At 64.2% G+C, this 17431-nt stretch carries 17 protein-coding genes, 1 tRNA gene, 1 other RNA gene and 1 pseudogene; 10 read left to right on the top strand and 10 right to left on the bottom strand.

Annotated features, from left to right (window positions below; genetic code table 11):
* The coding region (locus M8J71_RS20000; RefSeq protein ID WP_256249541.1) for a sugar phosphate isomerase/epimerase family protein at positions 1-422 on the top strand (422 nt) is incomplete at its 5' end.
* Between the two features lie 33 nt (positions 423-455).
* On the top strand, positions 456-989 hold the full coding sequence (locus tag M8J71_RS19995; protein ID WP_256249540.1) for a GNAT family N-acetyltransferase: 534 nt from the start codon (positions 456-458) through the stop codon (positions 987-989).
* 38 nt (positions 990-1027) lie between these two features.
* Here the strand turns inward: M8J71_RS19995 and M8J71_RS19990 are convergent, their stop codons facing one another.
* Together M8J71_RS19990 and M8J71_RS19985 are read right to left on the bottom strand one after the other, a co-directional pair.
* Complete coding sequence (locus M8J71_RS19990; RefSeq protein ID WP_256249539.1) at positions 1028-3175, bottom strand: amylo-alpha-1,6-glucosidase; 2148 nt, start codon at positions 3173-3175, stop codon at positions 1028-1030.
* Positions 3176-3229: 54 nt separating this feature from the next.
* Positions 3230-4291, bottom strand: a complete 1062-nt coding sequence (locus tag M8J71_RS19985; protein ID WP_256249538.1) for a glycosyltransferase family 4 protein — start codon at positions 4289-4291, stop codon at positions 3230-3232.
* A 224-nt stretch (positions 4292-4515) separates the two neighbouring features.
* Between M8J71_RS19985 and M8J71_RS19980 the strand changes: the two genes are divergently transcribed.
* On the top strand, positions 4516-5220 hold the full coding sequence (locus tag M8J71_RS19980) for a DsbA family oxidoreductase (RefSeq protein WP_256249537.1): 705 nt from the start codon (positions 4516-4518) through the stop codon (positions 5218-5220).
* Between the two features lie 36 nt (positions 5221-5256).
* A complete protein-coding gene (locus M8J71_RS19975) occupies positions 5257-5907 on the top strand; it encodes a TetR/AcrR family transcriptional regulator (RefSeq protein WP_256249536.1) in 651 nt (216 codons plus the stop codon).
* A 70-nt stretch (positions 5908-5977) separates the two neighbouring features.
* On the opposite strand, the gene M8J71_RS19970 is transcribed toward M8J71_RS19975, so the two are convergent.
* Together M8J71_RS19970 and M8J71_RS19965 are read right to left on the bottom strand one after the other, a co-directional pair.
* On the bottom strand, positions 5978-6652 hold the full coding sequence (locus M8J71_RS19970; protein WP_256249535.1) for a LytR C-terminal domain-containing protein: 675 nt from the start codon (positions 6650-6652) through the stop codon (positions 5978-5980).
* Positions 6645-6944, bottom strand: coding sequence for a type II toxin-antitoxin system VapB family antitoxin (locus tag M8J71_RS19965; protein ID WP_256249629.1), 300 nt, complete (start codon positions 6942-6944; stop codon positions 6645-6647). The genes M8J71_RS19970 and M8J71_RS19965 overlap by 8 nt, the downstream gene beginning before the upstream one ends.
* Positions 6945-7104: 160 nt before the next feature.
* Here M8J71_RS19965 and M8J71_RS19960 point away from each other — a divergent pair, with 160 nt between their 5' ends.
* Together M8J71_RS19960 and M8J71_RS19955 are read left to right on the top strand one after the other, a co-directional pair.
* Positions 7105-8034 carry a hypothetical protein gene (locus M8J71_RS19960; protein ID WP_256249534.1) on the top strand — a complete coding sequence of 310 codons (930 nt, stop codon included), beginning with the start codon at positions 7105-7107 and terminating at the stop codon, positions 8032-8034.
* Positions 8035-8094: 60 nt separating this feature from the next.
* The gene (locus M8J71_RS19955) at positions 8095-9732 is read left to right on the top strand and encodes a stealth family protein (protein WP_256249533.1); all 1638 of its coding nucleotides are present in this window, start codon (positions 8095-8097) and stop codon (positions 9730-9732) included.
* Positions 9733-9808: 76 nt separating this feature from the next.
* On the opposite strand, the gene M8J71_RS19950 is transcribed toward M8J71_RS19955, so the two are convergent.
* Both M8J71_RS19950 and M8J71_RS19945 read right to left on the bottom strand, forming a co-directional pair.
* Complete coding sequence (locus M8J71_RS19950; RefSeq protein WP_256249532.1) at positions 9809-10738, bottom strand: phosphodiesterase; 930 nt, start codon at positions 10736-10738, stop codon at positions 9809-9811.
* Positions 10739-10902: 164 nt separating this feature from the next.
* On the bottom strand, positions 10903-11388 hold the full coding sequence (locus M8J71_RS19945) for a glutathione peroxidase (RefSeq protein WP_256249531.1): 486 nt from the start codon (positions 11386-11388) through the stop codon (positions 10903-10905).
* A 131-nt stretch (positions 11389-11519) separates the two neighbouring features.
* On the opposite strand from M8J71_RS19945, the gene M8J71_RS19940 reads away from it, so the two are divergent.
* The gene (locus M8J71_RS19940) at positions 11520-11786 is read left to right on the top strand and encodes a hypothetical protein (RefSeq protein ID WP_256249530.1); all 267 of its coding nucleotides are present in this window, start codon (positions 11520-11522) and stop codon (positions 11784-11786) included.
* Between the two features lie 51 nt (positions 11787-11837).
* Here M8J71_RS19940 and M8J71_RS19935 read toward each other — a convergent pair whose 3' ends face one another.
* The 3 genes and pseudogenes from M8J71_RS19935 to M8J71_RS23490 form a co-directional block, all read right to left on the bottom strand.
* A complete protein-coding gene (locus tag M8J71_RS19935; RefSeq protein ID WP_256249628.1) occupies positions 11838-13016 on the bottom strand; it encodes a M23 family metallopeptidase in 1179 nt (392 codons plus the stop codon).
* Positions 13017-14106: 1090 nt separating this feature from the next.
* Entirely contained in the window at positions 14107-14475 is a 369-nt protein-coding gene (locus M8J71_RS23495) for a hypothetical protein (RefSeq protein ID WP_256249630.1), read from the bottom strand.
* Positions 14476-14684: 209 nt separating this feature from the next.
* A pseudogene (locus M8J71_RS23490) lies at positions 14685-15038 on the bottom strand (M23 family metallopeptidase); the annotation flags it as partial.
* 525 nt (positions 15039-15563) lie between these two features.
* Here M8J71_RS23490 and M8J71_RS19920 point away from each other — a divergent pair.
* Positions 15564-16484 (top strand): oxygenase MpaB family protein, encoded by a 921-nt coding sequence (locus M8J71_RS19920; RefSeq protein ID WP_256249529.1) that lies wholly within the window; start codon positions 15564-15566, stop codon positions 16482-16484.
* A 63-nt stretch (positions 16485-16547) separates the two neighbouring features.
* Here M8J71_RS19920 and M8J71_RS19915 read toward each other — a convergent pair.
* Positions 16548-16632: transfer RNA gene (locus M8J71_RS19915), tRNA-Ser, on the bottom strand.
* Between the two features lie 327 nt (positions 16633-16959).
* On the opposite strand from M8J71_RS19915, the gene M8J71_RS19910 reads away from it, so the two are divergent.
* Entirely contained in the window at positions 16960-17310 is a 351-nt protein-coding gene (locus tag M8J71_RS19910; protein WP_256249528.1) for a hypothetical protein, read from the top strand.
* 18 nt (positions 17311-17328) lie between these two features.
* An RNA gene (gene ffs, locus M8J71_RS19905) (signal recognition particle sRNA small type) lies at positions 17329-17425 on the top strand.
* The last annotated feature ends 6 nt before the right edge of the window (positions 17426-17431 follow it).

Raw genomic sequence — 17431 nt, 5'->3', positions numbered from 1 at the left:
TCCGCACCCTCGAAGCGATCAACCACCGCCCCGCGTTCGGGCTGAACTGGGACCCGTCACACATGATGTGGCAGGGCATCGACCCCGTCTCCTTCATCTGGGACTTCAAGGACCGGATCTACCACGTGGACTGCAAGGACACCAAGGTCCGCCAGACCGGCCGCAACACCGTCCTGGGCTCCCACCTCGCCTGGGGCGACCCCCGCCGCGGGTGGGACTTCGTCTCCGCCGGCCGCGGCGACGTCCCCTGGGAAGCCTCCTTCCGCGCCCTGACCGCGATCGGTTACAACGGCCCCATCTCCATCGAGTGGGAAGACGCCGGCATGGACCGCCTCCACGGCGCCCCCGAAGCCCTCGCCGCCCTCAAAAAGTTCGACTTCCCGCCGTCGAACACCTCCTTCGACGCCGCCTTCAAGCAGTAACCCGAAGAGAAGGCAGGCACGTACAATCCCTGCATGACCCCTTCCATCCGAAAGGCAACAACGGACGACGCCGGCGCGCTGGCTGCGCTGGCGGCCGTCACCTTTCCGCTGGCGTGCCCGCCGTCGTCGTCGCCTCAGGACATCGCGGCGCACCTTGCCAACACGCTCAGCGAACGGCACTTCCAGGCGTACCTCGCCGACCCGGACGTCACCATCCTCGTGATCGATACCGGGGGTGACCTCCGCGGCTACAGCCTGCTGGTGAACCGGCCGGCGGCAGACCCGGACGTGGTTTCAGTACTGGAAATCCTGCCATCGGTGGAACTCAGCAAGTGCTATGTGCACCCCGAACACCACGGGCTCGGTGCCGCTGCGGAACTGATGCACGCCAGCCTCAAGGCGGCGGCGGACGCGGGAGGGCGGGGCGTCTGGCTGGGTGTCAACAGCCAGAACGCCAGGGCCATCCGCTTCTATGAAAAATCCGGATTCCGCAAGGTGGGCACCAAATCCTTCAGACTGGGCAGCACCGTGGAGCATGACTTCGTGCTGGAGCGCGCAGTCCCCTGACGGCTGCACCAGGCTCAGTGCCATCAGTGCTTGTGCCTTCAGGCGTGCTGATGAGCCTTTGGGGGGTAGGCCAGGGGCGGACGTGGCTCCGATAAGAGCTTCAGGCCCGGCGGGAGCCCATCAATGCTGCCGCCGGTCCCGTGGGCCCTGATGGTGATTCGGGAGGTGTCGATCAGGACGTTGGCAGCCTCGAAATCGCCCATGTCCTCGGGGAGGATCGGCGCCAGGTGCACCACTCCGTGGGTGTAGACGGGGTCGAAGCGGAGCAGCACGCGCATCAGCTGCACCGGTGCCGCCGCAGCCCAGGCCTGTGGTGAGCACGCGGTGGGGTAAGGCACAGGTCCTGCGAACTCGCCGCGGTCAAAACCGCAAAACAGTTCCGGCAGCCGTCCGTCAAAGTGTTCGGCGGCCTCAATGAGGCCGGAAGCAACCCGCCGCGCCTCCTCCACGAATCCGTACCGCATCAGCCCTGTGGCCACCAACGCAGAGTCGTGCGGCCAGACCGAACCGTTGTGGTAACTCACGGGGTTGTAGGCGCCCATGTCCGACCCGAGGGTGCGGATGCCCCAGCCTGAGAACATCTGGGGCGACATCAGATGCTCCACCACGGAGGGCGCCTTGTCCTCGTCCACAATGCCCGTCCAAAGGCAATGGCCCATGTTCGAAGTACAGGCATCCACTGGCCGTTTGTCCTTGTCCAGCGCCACCGCGAAATAACCCTTGTCCGGCAGCCAGAACTTCTCATTGAAGGCAGCCTTGAGGGCAGCGCCCTTGTCGGCCCAATGCTGTTCCAGGGCCACGTCGCCGTCCCAGCGCGCAAGCAGCGACCTGCCGATATAGGCGGAGTAGACGTACGCCTGAACTTCGCACAGGGCGATAGGAGCTTCTGCCATGGTGCCGTCGGCAAAGTTGATACCGTCCCAGGAGTCCTTCCAGCCCTGGTTGACCAGACCGTGGTCATTAGGCCTCTTGTACTCAACGAATCCGTCGCCGTCGCGGTCACCGTATTTCTCAATCCAGTCCAGGGCACGGTCCGCATGCGGAAGCAACGGGTGGATGATCTCGCGCGAGAGGCCCCAGCGGCTCAGCTCGCCCAGGAGGCCTACGAACAACGGAGTGGCGTCTGCTGTGCCGTAATAAGCTATGCCTCCCAGCGACAGCCCGGCAGTCACACCCAGCCTCACCTCGTGCGGAATGCGTCCCGGTTCTTCTTCCGAGTCCGAATCCACCTTGGTTCCCTGCAGCCCCGCCAGGGTCTGCAGCGTTCCGGCCGCCAGTTTCGGACTCACCAGCAGGCTCATGTAGGAGGAGAGCAGCGAGTCCCGGCCGAACAGGGCCATAAACCACGGCGCCCCGGCTGCCACCGCCACCCTGCCGGGATGGTGCTCGTCGAAGATCCGCAAGGAGCCCAGGTCACTCTGGCTGCGGTTAAGCACCTGCTGCAGGTTGCTGTCCGTCACTGTGACCTGGGGGACGTTTTCCTCCCAGGCCCGGTGCCGGCGTACGCCTTCGCGGTGGCGTGGAAGCCGCTCCTCGGTGAAAGGATCGGCCGGTGGCTGTCCGTTGACGAGTGGCACCACAATAACGCTGGTGGCCCACTTGCCCCTGGCAGGCACCGTAGCGTGGAAGCGGAGTCCGTCGGTCCCGACGTCGGCACCTGCTGCCCTGATTGAGGTTCCCCGCCGCTGCCCGTGGCGGGCGGCCTCGATCACGAGGCTGCCGTCAACTACTTCGCGCGTGGCATCAGCGCCCCGCGTTGTCCGGCCGCCCTTGACGTCGAAGAGATCGGCCTGGTCGGCATCCAGGAGCAGCTCGACCTCGCAATCCACCGGCTCGGCCGAGAAGTTTTCCAGGGTGATGTCGTCCTGCAGGCCTGGCCCGACGTGACGGGCCTGCCGGACCACCAGCGGGCTGTCGAACCTGCCGTCGGGCCACTTTGCCCGGCCAACAAAGGTGGCTCCGAAGGGCTGGGGCTTCTGGGCGACGAGGGGCTCACGAAGCGCGCCGTTGATGCGCAGGATCCAGCGGGAGATGATGCGGGTGTCCTGGAAAAATGCCCCGTTTGCGCCGGCGTCTGCACTAATGTCACCCGTTTCAGAGGAGATGCAGAACGAGGACCCTTCCACGATCGTGACCGACCCTGATTCGGATGCGCCGGCTTCGGTATCGGCGTTCCATGCGGTCATGAAGGCACTCCTTCGCTAGGCGGCGGACTTTTCGCGGATCCCCAAGACCATTCCTTAAAGATTCTGGTGCAACCTGGCCGTATCCGGAACCCCTGCCGGCGGCTCCCCTGCAACCAGCCTCTCAAAAAGCCAAAGGTGCTCGTTCACCATCCGCTCCTCGCTGAACCGATCCTCCGCAACCTTCCGGCAGGCTGCCCGGCTGAGGCCTTCCGCTTCCTGCACAAAGCCCGCCAGTTGCTGGATGCGCCCCAAGAATCCGGTCCGGCCATGATCAATGATCTCGGGCGCGGACCCCACGGCCGTGCCTACCACCGGGGTACCGGTGGCAAGTGCCTCGATCATGACCAGCCCGAAGGGCTCCGACCATTGGATGGGGTTCAGGAAGGCCAGCGCTTCACCCATCAGCTCGTATTTGGCTGCGTCGTCGACTTCCCCCACAAAGTCTTCGTTGGGTCCCAGCAGGGGTTCAATGACCTCATGGAAGTAGCGCAACTCCTCCGACTCGCGCATCTTGACCGCGATCCGCAAAGGCATGCCCGCCTCGCGGGCAACCATGATGGCTTCCAGCAGTCCTTTGTCGGGGCAGGCCCGCCCCACGAAGCACAGGTAGCCTCCTGTGCCGGATCCCACCGGCACGGATGACACGTTCATGCCGTGATGGATCACCCTGGTTACTGGAACGTCCGGGACATGCGAGGTCTGGTCCCTCGAGATGGCGATGACTGCTCCCCTGCGGGCAATGGCACGGTAGATGTCAGCAGAGTCAGCGGTGAGCGGTCCATGCATGGTGGTCACCAGAGGAACCCGGTCGGGGCGGTGCAGGTACAGCGGTCCGGCAATCGTATGGTCATGGATGACGTCCGCGTCCTGCAGCCCCTCGTAAGCCCTGACTACATGGCTCAGCTCCGAGAGGGTGCAGTTCAACCCGGCCTGTTCTGCAGGCCGCATCCCGGGAACCCTCGGCACGGGGCAGCTGCTTTCCGGGGACGCTGCCATCAGTACCTCATGTCCAGCCTCACGGAACCCGCGTGCCAGGCTGTCCACTACCCTTTCGGTGCCGCCATATGTCACCGGTGGAACCGGAATCCATGGTCCTGCAACCAGTCCTATCCGCATTCGTGGCCTCGCCTAGAACAGGCCGGGCTCCCCAGCTGGCCAAGCAATTTTATCCGCGGAACCTGCTTCGGTTTCCGCAGTTGTGGAGACACCAACACCCCGGGCGTCCGTGTAACCCCACAGTCTGACTATTGCCCAAGACCACCCCGGCGGACAAGACCTTGTGTGCGGTATCTAACAACGGTTTTCGGAATGGTGGCCGGGAATCCGCTGTTGGCCCCAATATGAAGATTGAGATCTGGTCGGACGTCGCGTGCCCGTGGTGCTACATCGGAAAACGCCGCTTTGAGGCAGCCCTGGCTGCCTTCCCGCACAAGGAAGCGGTGGACGTGAAGTGGCGCAGCTACCAGCTGGATCCCACCCTCCCCGAGCACTACGACGGGACCGAGCTGGACTACCTCAGCAGCCGCAAGGGCATGCCCCGGCAGCAGGTTTCGCAGATGTTTGACCACGTCACGCAGCAGGCCAAGGGTGAGGGCCTCGACTACCGGTTCGATTCGGTGGTGGTGGCGAACAGCTTCACCGCACACTGCCTGATTCATCTTGCCGCCGCCCACGGCAAGCAGGACGAAGCCAAGGAACGCCTGCTCAGCGACCACTTCGAGCACGGCAAGGACATCGGCAACCGCGGATACCTGACCTCGCTCGCCCTCGACCTGGGCATCAGCGCCGATGAAGCGGAAGAGCTGTTCACCACGGACAAGTACGCCGACGACGTCCGGCTCGATTTCGAGGAAGGCCGCGCCCTGGGCATCAGTGGAGTCCCCTTCTTCGTCATAGACCGCAAGTTCGGGCTTTCCGGCGCCCAGCCCGTCGAAACGTTCACCGCGGCGCTGACGCAGGCCTGGCAGGATGCCAACCCGCTGGTGCTGGTGAACTCCACCGACGGCGAAGCCTGTGGCCCGGACGGCTGCTCCGTCCAGCCATAACCGCGGTTTGGTGACACTTCGCGGTAAAGTGTCTACATGCCCAGGATTACAGCGGCCAGCAACGCCGAGCAGCGCGCGGAAACGCAGCGCCGCATCCTCACCGCTTTTGGCGAGCTCCTCTTCTCCCACGGCCTTCCCGGGCTGACCATGACGGATGTGGCCCGGCACGCAGGGGTGGGCCGGACCGCCGTCTACAACTACTATGCGGACATCGAAGAGCTCCTGATCTCCTACGCCCTTGAGGAGACGGAGAAGTTCCTGTCCGAGCTCCGCGAAGCCCTTGGCCGCCTGGACAACCCGGTGGAACGGCTGGCACTGTACGTGCGCGCCCAGGTGGTGGACCTCAGCCGCCGCCACCTGCCGCCCGGGCCGGCGATGGGAGCCGTGCTGTCGCCGTCGTCCTTTGCCAAACTCGCGGATCACGTGGGCGAGCTGAGCGTCCTGCTGCAGGGCATCCTGCGCGATGGGATGGAGCAGGGGTACCTGCCGACGGCGGACATCGGCCAGCAGGCGCAGCTGATCCTTGGCACGCTCTCCTCCAGCGCGGCAAGGGGCAGTGACGAGCCCGCGGAACTGGAAGCCAGGGTGGCCAGGACCGTGCGCTTCATCCAGCTGGGGGCGGGAGCGAGGTTCGACGACGCCGGCCACCCCGTCCGCCTTGCTTCCCTTCCCGCCGTGGCCAGCTGAGCGCCTGTCGTCTTTGGTCCCGCCAGGCCGGCTTAGCAACCCGGTCCGATAGCGCATCTGCTGGTTCGACTCAGGGCGCGGGTGCCGCCGAGGGGATGACGGGCGTCTTGTCGTCGTCCGCGATCCGGCGGCTCTCACGGGGGCAGCTAAGGGTGCCCGGCGTCTGGTCGACGAGTTCCGGCGGGGCCAGCGCAGCGTAATCCTGGGCAAGGATCACGTCCACGCTGCCATCGGTCCTGCCGTCCTGGAAGTAATCCGAGCCCGGCAGGTTGCGCTGGACGCTGAACGCCGCTGACTGGCCGGCAGCCCCGGACACCACTGCGGCGACGCCCCGGTAGCTGGCCTCGACATTGGACACCGCCCCTACAACGAACTTCCGGGCCAGGAACTCGTCCGCCACTGACCGCGCCAGGCCCGGCCTGCTCGTGGAGTTGTAGACGTTGAGGTTGATCTTGTCATTGGGGGTGTAGTCGAAGGTCGCCGCAGGGCAGGTGGAGACAGTCTCCTGCGCAGGCTCGGCGGCAGGAATTTTCAGGCGCCCGTTGATGATGGCCAGCGCGGTGATAATCGCGGCCACGATCAGTCCGATGAGGACCACAAGCACCACCGCATGCAGCACGCGGCGGCGCACCCGCGCGGTGTCGTCGGCGCCGCTGTCCGCTTCGAACGCGGCTCGCAATTCAGGGCCTGTAACAACACGGTGGCCGTGGAGGACGCTGACGTCCTGCTGCTTCTTCCTAGCCATCTATGACCAGTACACGGGCATGGATCGCCGTGCGCTGGTGCAGGGCGGTCCGGACGGCGCGGTGCAGACCATCCTCCAGGTAAAGGGTTCCCTGGTACTGCACCACATGCGGAAAAAGGTCTCCGAAGAAAGTGGAATCCTCGGCCAGGAGCGCCTCCAGGTCCAGGGTGCGCTTGGTGGTCACCAGCTCGTCCAGCCTGACCGGACGCGGGGGCAGCGAAGCCCATTCCTTGGGGGTGTTGTAACCATGGTCAGGGTAAGGGCGGCCCTCGCCCACAGCTTTGAATATCACCATGCCACCCTAGGCACCGGATGGTCCCAGCGAAAGTAGCCAGCACGCCGTCGGGCAGGTTGTAGCCAAACAGTGACCAAGTGTTACACGCGGCCATCCATGCGGGCGGCACCGGGAGTTCACGGTGCTGACATAACGGTGCTGCTGACAGAATGGAGGCATGACAGCATCCGAGTTCCCTGCCGCCTCCACGTCAGGCGTACACCACCCGGCCACGCCTTCCCTCGCGCTGCTGTTGGATGTGGACGGGCCAATTGCAAGCCCCGTTACGCGCGATGTGAAACAGGACATCATCCGGGATCTCGTTGCCCTGGCCTCTGCCGGCATTCCCGTCATTTTCAACACCGGCCGCTCCGATGCCTTCATCCGTGAGCAGGTCATGGAGCCGATGATCGCTGCGGGCATTCCGGCCGGTACCATCATCCACGCCATCTGTGAAAAAGGCGCGGTGTGGTTCAGCTATACGGCAGCAGGTCCCGGTCCCATCCACGTGGACCGCGAACTGGCGGTTCCCGCAGCCTATGGTGACGACGTCAGGCGGCTGGTGGCGGAGGACTACGCGGCGCACATGTTCTTCGACGAGACCAAGCGGGCCATGGTGTCCGTGGAACAGCACATCGGCGTGGCCGATATCGACTACCTGGCCGAACAGAAACTTTTCGACGCTGACGCCATGGACCTGATGGGCCACCACGGGCTGGGGGTGGTCAGGCTGGACCACCACGTTCCCAATTCCGACGACGAAGTGGACTACCGGGTGGACCCCACCATCATTTCCACGGACATTGAGTCGGTGCGGCTCGGCAAGGATCTCGGCGCCAGCCGGGCAGTGGAGCTGCTCGCCGCCCAGGGCATCACGCCGCAGGCCTGGCGGACAGTGGGAGATTCCCGCACGGACTACGCCATGGCTGACTGGCTTCACCACAACGACCACGCGGTAAAGCATGTGGATGTCCGGCCTGCCGATGGCGTTCCGGACAAGCCCTACCCTGTCCTGACCGCCTCTGACCTGGGACTCGAGGCCACCGTCATCCACGATGACGCCGGCGGTGCTTTCCTGCGCAGCTGGCTGGAAGAGCTGGGCGCCTAACCCGGTTCCATACCCCGGGCAGCCCCGCCTGAAACCTGCTGTTTCCACTGCACCGCTATCATGCAGGTAGAAACGCTTACTTTGACGAGCACGGAGACGACCATTACAGAAGCACCGGTACAGGACGAGGTCTACTACGGCGGCCAGGCATCCGTAGAGGAACAATTTCACGCGGAGATCACTTCAGCCGAAGCTGAACAGCGGCTTAACCCCCGCCCTGATGTCATCAGGCACAAGGGACGCATTGCGCTGATCAACCACAACAGGACTCCCTACCAGGCAATGGTGGAGGACCTGCTGTTCGTACGCAATGTGCTGGCCAACGCGGACCTGGCGTACCTGCTGGTCAGGGGCAACAATGACCGGCCCGTCATCGCCCTGGATTGGAAAGACAGGAAAAAACTGCGGGCGGCCCTGGTGGAAGCCTGCCGGGACGAGCCGTTCTATTCCATGACCGTGGATGCCAAGAAAAAAATCTCCCTGCTGGTGGCAGACGGCGAGCTCTCCTCCAATCGGCAGGCGCGCATCTTCCGCCTGTACCGCCCGCGCGTGGAACCGGCCGGCGGCTTCGAGTTCGGTGCTTCCGCAGGTGTACAGATCGAGCTTTGGTCCTTCAAGGCTGATGAGATCACATTGCCGATCGAGAATTCACTCACGCGCAGGACCCTGCTCCGGCAGGACGCCGTCCGCGGCACCGTGGAGCGTTACGGCCACACGTGGCCGACCATCGAGAACATGTTCGCCGACCACGCCAGCGACATCAGCTTCGACATCGATCTGGTGTTCTCCTGGGTGGACGGCAGCTCCCCTGAGTACATTGCAGCGCGGCGTGCACAGCAGAAAGATGTGGTCCTCGGCGAAGGCGACGACCACGAGGCCCGCTTCCGGCAGGTCAACGAACTCAAGTACGCACTCAGGTCCGTTTACATGTTCGCTCCCTGGATCCGGCGCATCTTCATTGCCACGGATTCAGCGGCACCTGAATGGCTGGCGGAACACCCGTCGGTGACCATCGTGCGCAGCGAGGAATTCTTCTCGGACCCCTCAGTGCTTCCCACGCACAACTCCCAGGCGGTGGAGTGCCAGCTCCACAACATAGAGGGCCTCTCGGAGCACTTCCTGTACTCCAACGACGACATGTTCTTCGGCCGGCCGGTCAGTCCCGACCTGTTTTTCACGCCGGGCGGCATCACCAAGTTCATCGAGGCGGAAACCCGGATTGGCCTGGGCGAGAACGCTGCAGAGCGCAGCGGCTTCGAGAACGCGGCCCGTGTCAACCGCAAACTGTTGTGGAACCGGTTCGGGCGGATCACCACGCGGCACCTCGAGCACAGTGCAGCCCCGCTGCGCCGCAGCGTTGTGGCCAGGATGGAACGCGAGTTCCCGGAGGAGTTCCGGAAGACGGCGGCGAGCCGGTTCCGGGCGGCGGACAACATTTCCGTCACCAACTCCTTCTACCACTACTACGCCCTGCTCACGGGCCGCGCCGTAACCCAGACAGCGGCGAAGGTCCGGTACGTGGACACCACCATGCGGGCCGGGCTCAACTACCTGCCCAAGCTGCTGTCCAAGCGCAACATGGACTTCTTCTGCCTGAATGACGGCAGCTTCCCCGAGGTGGAGGCCGACGAGCGCGCCAAACTGGTGACCGACTTCCTGGAGAAGTACTTCCCCATCAAGGCGCCCTGGGAAAAGTAGGACGCCGAGCCAGGGTCCGAGCCTGCGGCACGGACCCTGGAGCGCGGATCTGACTGCGCGGATCTGCGGGCGGTTCCTAACGGCCTGTGGGCAGGCTGGCCCTGGCACTGCTCCGCTGTTTGGTGGTTTCAGGGATACGGACTCCGGCGGCCTCCAGTCGGCGGGCTGTCTCTTCGGGCGGAACGTACTCCCCCACCGTTGTGGACCTGCCCAGGGGAACCACCGAATGCACAATCGTGTGCTCGTACACATGGACGAGGTTGAATGACTGTCCGTTGTCCTGTCCCCGGGTGCCGCCAACAGGAACGTTGAGGTCCTGGGTGTAACAGCTGGCGGAGGCGACGGAGACGGGAACCCCGGCAAAGCTCGCCGTGGTGGAATAGTGCAGGTGGCCTGCCAGGATGGTCCGGACGTCCGAGTTGCGGACTACCGCGGCGAGTGATGCCTGGTCCCGCAGCTCAACCAGGACCGAGAGGTCGAGGACCGATGGGACGGGCGGGTGGTGGAGCGCCAGGATGGTGCCGTCCGGAGCCGGTGTCTCCAGCTCGAGCGCCAGCCAGTCCAGCTGGGACTCGCTAAGTTCGCCGTGGTGGAAGCCCGGCACGGTCGTGTCCAGGGTGATGACGCGCAGCCCGTTGATGAAATAGCTGTGGTCCACGGGAGCGTCACTGCCGGGCTGGTCCAGCAGGCCCTTCCGGAAGTTCGCCCGGTTGTCGTGGTTTCCCATCGCCCAAATGACTTCTGCATCCAGCTCCTGGCACGCCGGCTCCACGATGGCCCGGAGTTTCATGTAGGCCTCCGGATCGCCCTTGTCTGCAAGGTCACCGGTGAAAATCACAGCCTCCGGCCGCGCCCCCGACGCCTTCACCTCATCAAAGAGTTGGATAAGCCGCGCTTCGCTGTCAACGACGCCGTAAAGGGGATCCGGCCCTCCCGTCAAGTGGGGATCGCTCAGGTGGAGTAGGAAGTGGCGTGGCCGGGGGTGTTCGGCCTCGATGTGCTCCATTGCTGCCTCTGTGGTCGGTGGGAAACGGCGTTTCCCTTGTACCCTTCAGTAAGGTTTATCCAATCAGACATTTGGCTAACTTTGGGTAAATCGCCGTAGCTGATGTGGAAAAAGGTAGAAGAACTGCGCTTTTGCGCTGCCACATTCGGCCAAAGCGGCATTTTTTAGCCGAGGGCTTCCTCGACGGCGTCAATAACCTCCGCCGAATCGGGTTCCACTGTGGGCGCAAAGCGGTTCACCACTTCGCCCTCCCGGCTGACGAGGAACTTCTCAAAGTTCCACTTCACCAATCCGGGCAGCAGTCCGGTCTTGAATTTGGTGAGCTCCTTGTAAAGCGGGTGCCGGTCCCTGCCGCGGACGTCCGCCTTGACCGTCAGCGGAAACGTCACTCCGAAGTTCCGCTGGCAGAACTCGGCAATTTCGCTGTCACTGCCGGGCTCCTGCCCGGCGAATTGGTTGCATGGGACGCCGAGGATCTCAAACCCGCGGTCCCGGAACTTTTCATAGAGTGCTTCCAGGCCCGCGTACTGGGACGTAAACCCGCAGTTGGAGGCAACGTTCACCACCATCACCACTTTGCCTTTGAATCTGCCGAAATCAGTGGCGGTTCCGACGTTGAGGGTCAGTGGAATCGCGTACAAGGGGGTCACAGGCTGCGTCCTCGGAAAGTTGTCCATGCGTGGAATTCGTTGCCAGTGGACCACTGTACTGGTCCGGGCTGGGACTTCCTGGGTGCAACTCCCGTTGGGGTTTCACGGTTCCGGTGACGCGGACGGACTCGTTGGCGGTGCAGGTTCGGTCGGCGCAGGCTGAATCGGCGCAGGCTGAATCGGCGCAGGTTGGATCGGTGCAGGTTGGATCGGTGCCGGCGCAGGCGGTGGCGGAGGTGCTGGCGCAGGCGGTGGCGGAGGCGCAGGCGGTGGCGGAGGCGCAGGCGGTGGCGGAGGTGCTGGCGCAGGTGCCCGTGCCTTATACACATCTCGAGCCCACGAGACCAGGCATGAATTCGTATGTCGGCTTCTGCTTGCAAAAAAAAAAAAATAACTAACCTCTGGCTCTTACGCTAGAAGGAGCACCACGCATTGTAGCCAACTCAACTTCAAGACCACACGCAGAGGGGCGGGACGGGCGGGGGTGGGGGAGGCACTGGCGGTGGAGACGGCGGCCGCGGCGGGGGGCGGGGCGGCGGTGGGCGGGGGGGCTGAGTGGGCGGCGCGGGTTGGATCGGGACAGGCGCGGGCTCGCTCGGGGTCGGCGCGGGTTGGATCGGGACAGGCGCGGGCTCGCTCGGGGTCGGCGCGGGTTGGATCGGGACAGGCGCGGGCTCGCTCGGGGTCGGCGTCGGTGTTCCCGGATCAGCCGGATCGCTCGGCGTCGGCGTTCCCGGACCAGAAGGCTCACTCGGCGTAGGCGTCGGTGTCGGCGAACCCGGACCAGAAGGCTCACTCGGCGTAGGCGTCGGCGTCGGCGTCCCCGGACCAGAAGGCTCACTCGGCGTCGGCGTCGGCGAATCCGTACCAGAAGGCTCACTCGGCGTGGGCGTGGGCGTGGGCGTCGGCGTCGGCGTCGGCGTCGGCGAATCCGTACCAGAAGGCTCACTTGGCGACGCCGTCCCCGTACCAGAAGGCTCACTTGGCGACGCCGTCCCCGTACCAGCCGGTCCCGTCGGCGATAGCGTTCCAGAGTCTGCGGGCCTAAGCTGCGACAGCGGGGATGCTGTCCAAGAAGGTAATCCGGCAAGCGTCGTCGGCGAACTCACCCAACGAGGAGCCGGAGGAGGTTCATTGCCCTGCCCCACCGGGATGGTCCAAGTTACCGGCCCGGTTGACGGAGCACCAAAGCGCGGCAGGTACGTCCGGAGGTCAGCCGGTCCGGCGCCGACGGATCGAACCGGTATCAGGCCCCACGTCAGGGGACTGACGTGGTGTCCGTTGAGAATCGTCTCGAAGTGCAGGTGGCATCCCGTCGACCACCCGGTCGAGCCTACCCGCGCAATAGCCTGGCCAACGTTGATGGTGTCTCCGCTGCGGACGGCGATGGACTCAAGGTGGTTGTAGGTGCTGATGAGCCCGTTGCCGTGATCTATCTCTACCCGGTTACCGCCGCCCCAAGGATGCCACCCGGCAGCGCGTACCACTCCTGAATCAGCGGCGTAAACCTCCGTGCCGCACGGAGCAGCATAGTCCTGGCCGAGATGGAAATCCCCCGCTGCCCCGGACAGTGGGCTTACGCGGAATCCGAAGGGTGACGAGGGATACAGCAGTTTGAGGGGCGCCATAAGGTAACCCGCCGACGGCCTGCCAAGCCCGGTCAGCTCGACCGCCAGTGGGGACGGAGTGCTCTCGCTGGAGCTGCTTACCAGCGGACGCGGGAAGGTAATCTCCACGTCTGGAGCGGTCAGGATGTTTGCAGTCGCGGGGTTGGCTACAAGGCCGTCCGACGGCGGCACGCCCACATTCGTACTGCCGTTCACCACTGTTCCTGTTTCAGGGCCGGCGCTGAAACCGGTACTGGTTCCGGTGCTGGAACCGGTACTCGATCCCGCGGGAATTCCCACGGCACCCATTCCTGCGACGGGACGGACGACAGAGGCAGTAGCAGTGCCAGGTTCAGGGGTGCTCGCGGAAAGGTTCAAAGCGCAGACCGAAATGGCGAGGACCCCGGTGGCCGCCACAGCACGGGCAGCGGGCAGGCATAACCCTCCGGGGTTTTTGGCGTCCTTGCCGGAAACCGCGTGAGTGCCCATAAGACTGACTCCAGGACGTGGCGACCGCCCCTGTCTTGACGGTACCTCCCATGTGAACATACATGCTGGGCCCCTGTGAACCCCGTAACGAGACAATGCGGTTTTTTTGTGGATGCCCGCCGAATTGTTTCCGCCCGTAGGCCGCCCAAGCCTGCACGTGGACAGCCCGCTTTGTGCTTGTGATCAGCCCCGGACCCGGGCTTTGGACGAAAAGCCCCTTCCTCCCGGTGTGAGGTGTGTCGGTGCCCGGGCTACGACGTTCGTCATTGCCAATTTCGCCGTTGCTGTGGTGTCAAAGGAGTTGGTTTTCAGGCATTTTGGGAGCCGTCATGCAGGGTCTGCCGGATCGCGTACAAGGTTTTCACACGTTGTGCCCTCAGGAAGTTGTCCGCTGCCCGGATCCGTTGCTGATACATCAGGGAGCAGGTTTGGTGTTTCCGGAGTCGGCTCTGCGGGACAGCTATCCTGCGCCGGGAATGTGGCCTCGAGGGGCGACGGCGTAGGCACCGCAGCAGGTTCGGCCGGGTCCGTTGGGTCGATGGGGATCGGTGTCAGTGTCGGGGATGGTACAACCGGGGCAGGGGACGGTGATTGCCTAGGTTCGATCGGTGTCGCGATGACTTCAAGAAGTGTCGGTGTCGGGACCGGCATGACTTCGACCGGCGGCGGTGGGGGTGTGGGCGTGAGCGTCGGCGTCGGTGACGGAGTGGGCGTCGGTGACGGTGACGGCGTCGGCGTCGGTGACGGCGTCGGTGACGGCGTCGGCGTCGGTGACGGCGTCGGTGACGGCGTCGGTGACGGCGTCGGCGTCGGCGTCGGCGTCGGTGACGGCGTCGGCGTCGGTGTCGGTGATGACGTCGGCGTCGACGACGTCGGCGGCTGGGTCGGTAGCGCCGTCGGGGACGACGCACTCGGCGTTCCCGCCGGGGATGACGCACTGGGCGGCACCGTCGGTTGAGGGCCTGCAGCACCAATCGCCGCGGCAGGCCACAGCAAAAGTGGGGACGCGGGCTTTACAGGCGTTCCTGCCCGGACTTCACTTTCGTGAGGGTCGTCGTAATCCTGGCTCAACGGCAACGCCCAACTGGTTGTCCCCTCGGAGGGAGAGCCAAACCCGGGCATGTAACTCCGCATTTCACCGGATCGGCTGCCAGCCAGAGGCCGGGCGGGCATGAGAGTCCACTTCATCGGACTCGTATGGCGGCCATCGAGGATCGTTTCAAAGTGCAGGTGGCATCCCGTCGACCAACCGGTGCTGCCCACCCGGCCGAGGATTTGGCCGGCGTTGACCTCGTCGCCCGTACGGACAGTGATTGCCTCAAGGTGGTTGTACGTTGTGATCAGCCCGTTGCCGTGGTCGATTTCCACCCTGTTGCCGCCGCCCCAAGGGTGCCAGCCTGCAGCACGCACCCGTCCTGAGTCCGCCGCGTAAACGCCTGTACCACAAGGGGCGGCGAAGTCCTGCCCCAGATGGAAGTCGCCGGCGGCCCCGGACAAGGGGCTCACCCGGAAACCGAAGGGTGAGCTGGCATTGAGCAGAGTCAGTGGCGCCATCAGGAATCCGGCCGGCGGCCTGCCGAAGCCTGTCGTTCCCACCGTCAGCGACGGGGAGTTCTCCCCGCGGTAACCGCCTATTGCCGCATGGGGAAAGGTGACAAGTGCCCCTGGATTCGTAAAGGCCGCTGCCTGCAGCATCCCTGCGCCAACACTGTCCGAGGCCTGCGCGTCCGAGCCTCCGTTGCTTGAGGTGGTTGTCTCCGTACCGAGTCCAGCAACCGCGGCTCTCGAAGCCTCCCGCTCCCCTGCGCTGCCTGCAAGGTTCAGGGACCAGATGGATAAGGCAACAGCACCAGTGGCAGTCAGGGCGCGCAGAACAGAAACATGTGGACGGCGCACATCTGTTCGCTTACCCGAAGTTCGACGATTCCCCAACGTGTGTCTCCATAACCTAATGACCCGGCGCGGGACCAAAGCGCCGGTAGCCTGTGAACCTCGTCCTATCGTGCAGGCAACTACTTGAGAAAACCTTGCGGTACGCTCCAACTGCCCCGCCAGGCTCCCTTTGGGCGACAATCATATATGCGGAGTTTCCTTCGAAAATGGCAGGACGAAGTCAAAAAAACCTTTACGGGCAGAGCCGACGAGGTTCCCGACTGGGTGCCGAAGCTGGCTGAAGGCAATGACCCCGGTTACCACCTTCCCGGTTCGGCAATATGGGCTGTCCACGGTTCCATGTCCCCCATCGTGGCCGGAATCCGCACACTATTGATGCAGGCCCTCCATCCCGGGGCACTTGCCGGCGTCCACGAACATTCAAGCTTCCGCGAGGATCCACTGATCAGGTTGGCTAACACCATCCGCTGGATTTTCACTGTGACATACGGGTCCAGTGAGGCTGCCGAAAACGCCTCGCGCAGGGTGCGCCGGCTGCATGAAGCGGTCCAGGGCAGTTACAGCGACAACCTTGGGGCGCAACGCGACTACAGCGCCAACGATCCGGAGTTGGCCAGCTGGATCCATTTGGCATTCACGGACGCGTTCCTCACCGCCCATAAGATATGGGGCGGCGCCATTCCGGGAGGACCGGACGCCTATGTCCGTGAGTGGGCCCAGGCGGGCCGCCTGATGGGGGTGGAAGATCCACCGCTTACCGAGGCAGACATGCACAGGCAACTGGACCGCTGGTACGAAAGCGGTGAGCTTCGCGTTGACGGCCGGGTGGCAGAGACAGTGGAATTCATCCGGAACCCGCCGTTAAACCGGATGCTCCGGCCGGGCTACCGGATCCTGTTTGCCGGTGCGGTGTACAGCTTGGAGCCACGATACCGCCAGATGCTCGGCCTGGCTGTTCCGCGGCTGGGTCCGGTGGCGCTGCCGGTGAGGCTCGCAACAAAGGCGGTTCTCGCCGTCGTACGCCTGGCTTTGGGACGCAGGGGGCCCAGCGAATTGGCCGCCAGGGAACGCCTTCGCCGCCTGGGTGTGCCGGCCGCGAACGCGTAAGTACGCTTTGCCCATAGCGAAAGAACCCGGCCCCGGCAATGCCGGAGCCGGGTTCTTAACCGGCGGAGAATGGGGGATTTGAACCCCCGAGGGCGTTAACCCAACACGCGTTCCAGGCGTGCGCCATAGGCCGCTAGGCGAATTCTCCAACTGCTTCTGAATCAAAAGCAGATACTAGAGTACCTGATGTTTTCCGCTTCGCCCAATTGAGGCTCCGACGCCGGCTTTGAAGGCTTTCCACCCGCTCGGGCGGGCGGGTTCGAGCGCGGGCTTAAACCAGAAATGGACGCCCCCAATGCGCCCATTCCACCGGAACACCGTTGAGCTGCCGGGTCCGGCTCCGTTCAGGCAGGCCTCGCAGCTCACAATCTTGAGATTGCCCCAATCGGTGTACATATCCATGATCGCGGCTGGCGGTTGGATAAGCAATGAATTTTCCGTTTCACCGCTGGCCGGTTAGGGCACGATGGGAGGCATGACAGAGCTGCACACACTGGTGGTTTACGTCCCCGGCACTCACACCCGCCAGGCACTGGAAGCTATCGGCGACGCCGGAGCGGGCCGGATCGGCAACCACTCCCACTGTTCCTTTGTGACCTCGGGCACCGGCCGGTTCACTCCGCTGGCGGGTGCCGCTCCTTACATCGGAGCTGTGGGAACTCCCGAGGAAGTGCCCGAGGACCGGATTGAGTGCGTGGTTGAAGGGCCGCTGCTCAAGGGTGTGATCGCTGCCTTGCGTGCCGTGCACCCGTATGAGGAACCCGCACTGATGAGCTGGAAGGTTGAGGGCTGGAGCTTCCAGGACCCCGATTCGAGTCGGGCCTGAAGTTCGGGTAAAGTATCTGACGGCCCCTCATGTGGCGTCATCCTGTTGAACTCCCCCAGGACCGGAAGGTAGCAAGGGTAAATGGGCTCTGGCGGGTGCATGGGGGGTCTTTACTATTCCC

This window comes from Pseudarthrobacter sp. R1 (genome assembly GCF_024494415.1).
Taxonomy (GTDB): Bacteria; Actinomycetota; Actinomycetes; order Actinomycetales; family Micrococcaceae; genus Arthrobacter.
This window is presented reverse-complemented; position numbering and strand designations above follow the sequence as displayed.

Excerpts from the sequence above, each read along its gene's own strand:
- M8J71_RS19995 (WP_256249540.1), top strand. The coding sequence starts at position 456 with ATGACCCCTTCCATCCGAAAGGCAACAACGGACGACGCCGGCGCGCTG.
- M8J71_RS19990 (WP_256249539.1), bottom strand. The coding sequence starts at position 3,175 with ATGACCGCATGGAACGCCGATACCGAAGCCGGCGCATCCGAATCAGGG.
- M8J71_RS19985 (WP_256249538.1), bottom strand. The coding sequence starts at position 4,291 with ATGCGGATAGGACTGGTTGCAGGACCATGGATTCCGGTTCCACCGGTG.
- M8J71_RS19980 (WP_256249537.1), top strand. The coding sequence starts at position 4,516 with ATGAAGATTGAGATCTGGTCGGACGTCGCGTGCCCGTGGTGCTACATC.
- M8J71_RS19975 (WP_256249536.1), top strand. The coding sequence starts at position 5,257 with ATGCCCAGGATTACAGCGGCCAGCAACGCCGAGCAGCGCGCGGAAACG.
- M8J71_RS19970 (WP_256249535.1), bottom strand. The coding sequence starts at position 6,652 with ATGGCTAGGAAGAAGCAGCAGGACGTCAGCGTCCTCCACGGCCACCGT.
- M8J71_RS19960 (WP_256249534.1), top strand. The coding sequence starts at position 7,105 with ATGACAGCATCCGAGTTCCCTGCCGCCTCCACGTCAGGCGTACACCAC.
- M8J71_RS19955 (WP_256249533.1), top strand. The coding sequence starts at position 8,095 with ATGCAGGTAGAAACGCTTACTTTGACGAGCACGGAGACGACCATTACA.
- M8J71_RS19950 (WP_256249532.1), bottom strand. The coding sequence starts at position 10,738 with ATGGAGCACATCGAGGCCGAACACCCCCGGCCACGCCACTTCCTACTC.
- M8J71_RS19935 (WP_256249628.1), bottom strand. The coding sequence starts at position 13,016 with ATGGCGCCCCTCAAACTGCTGTATCCCTCGTCACCCTTCGGATTCCGC.
- M8J71_RS19920 (WP_256249529.1), top strand. The coding sequence starts at position 15,564 with ATGCGGAGTTTCCTTCGAAAATGGCAGGACGAAGTCAAAAAAACCTTT.
- M8J71_RS19910 (WP_256249528.1), top strand. The coding sequence starts at position 16,960 with ATGACAGAGCTGCACACACTGGTGGTTTACGTCCCCGGCACTCACACC.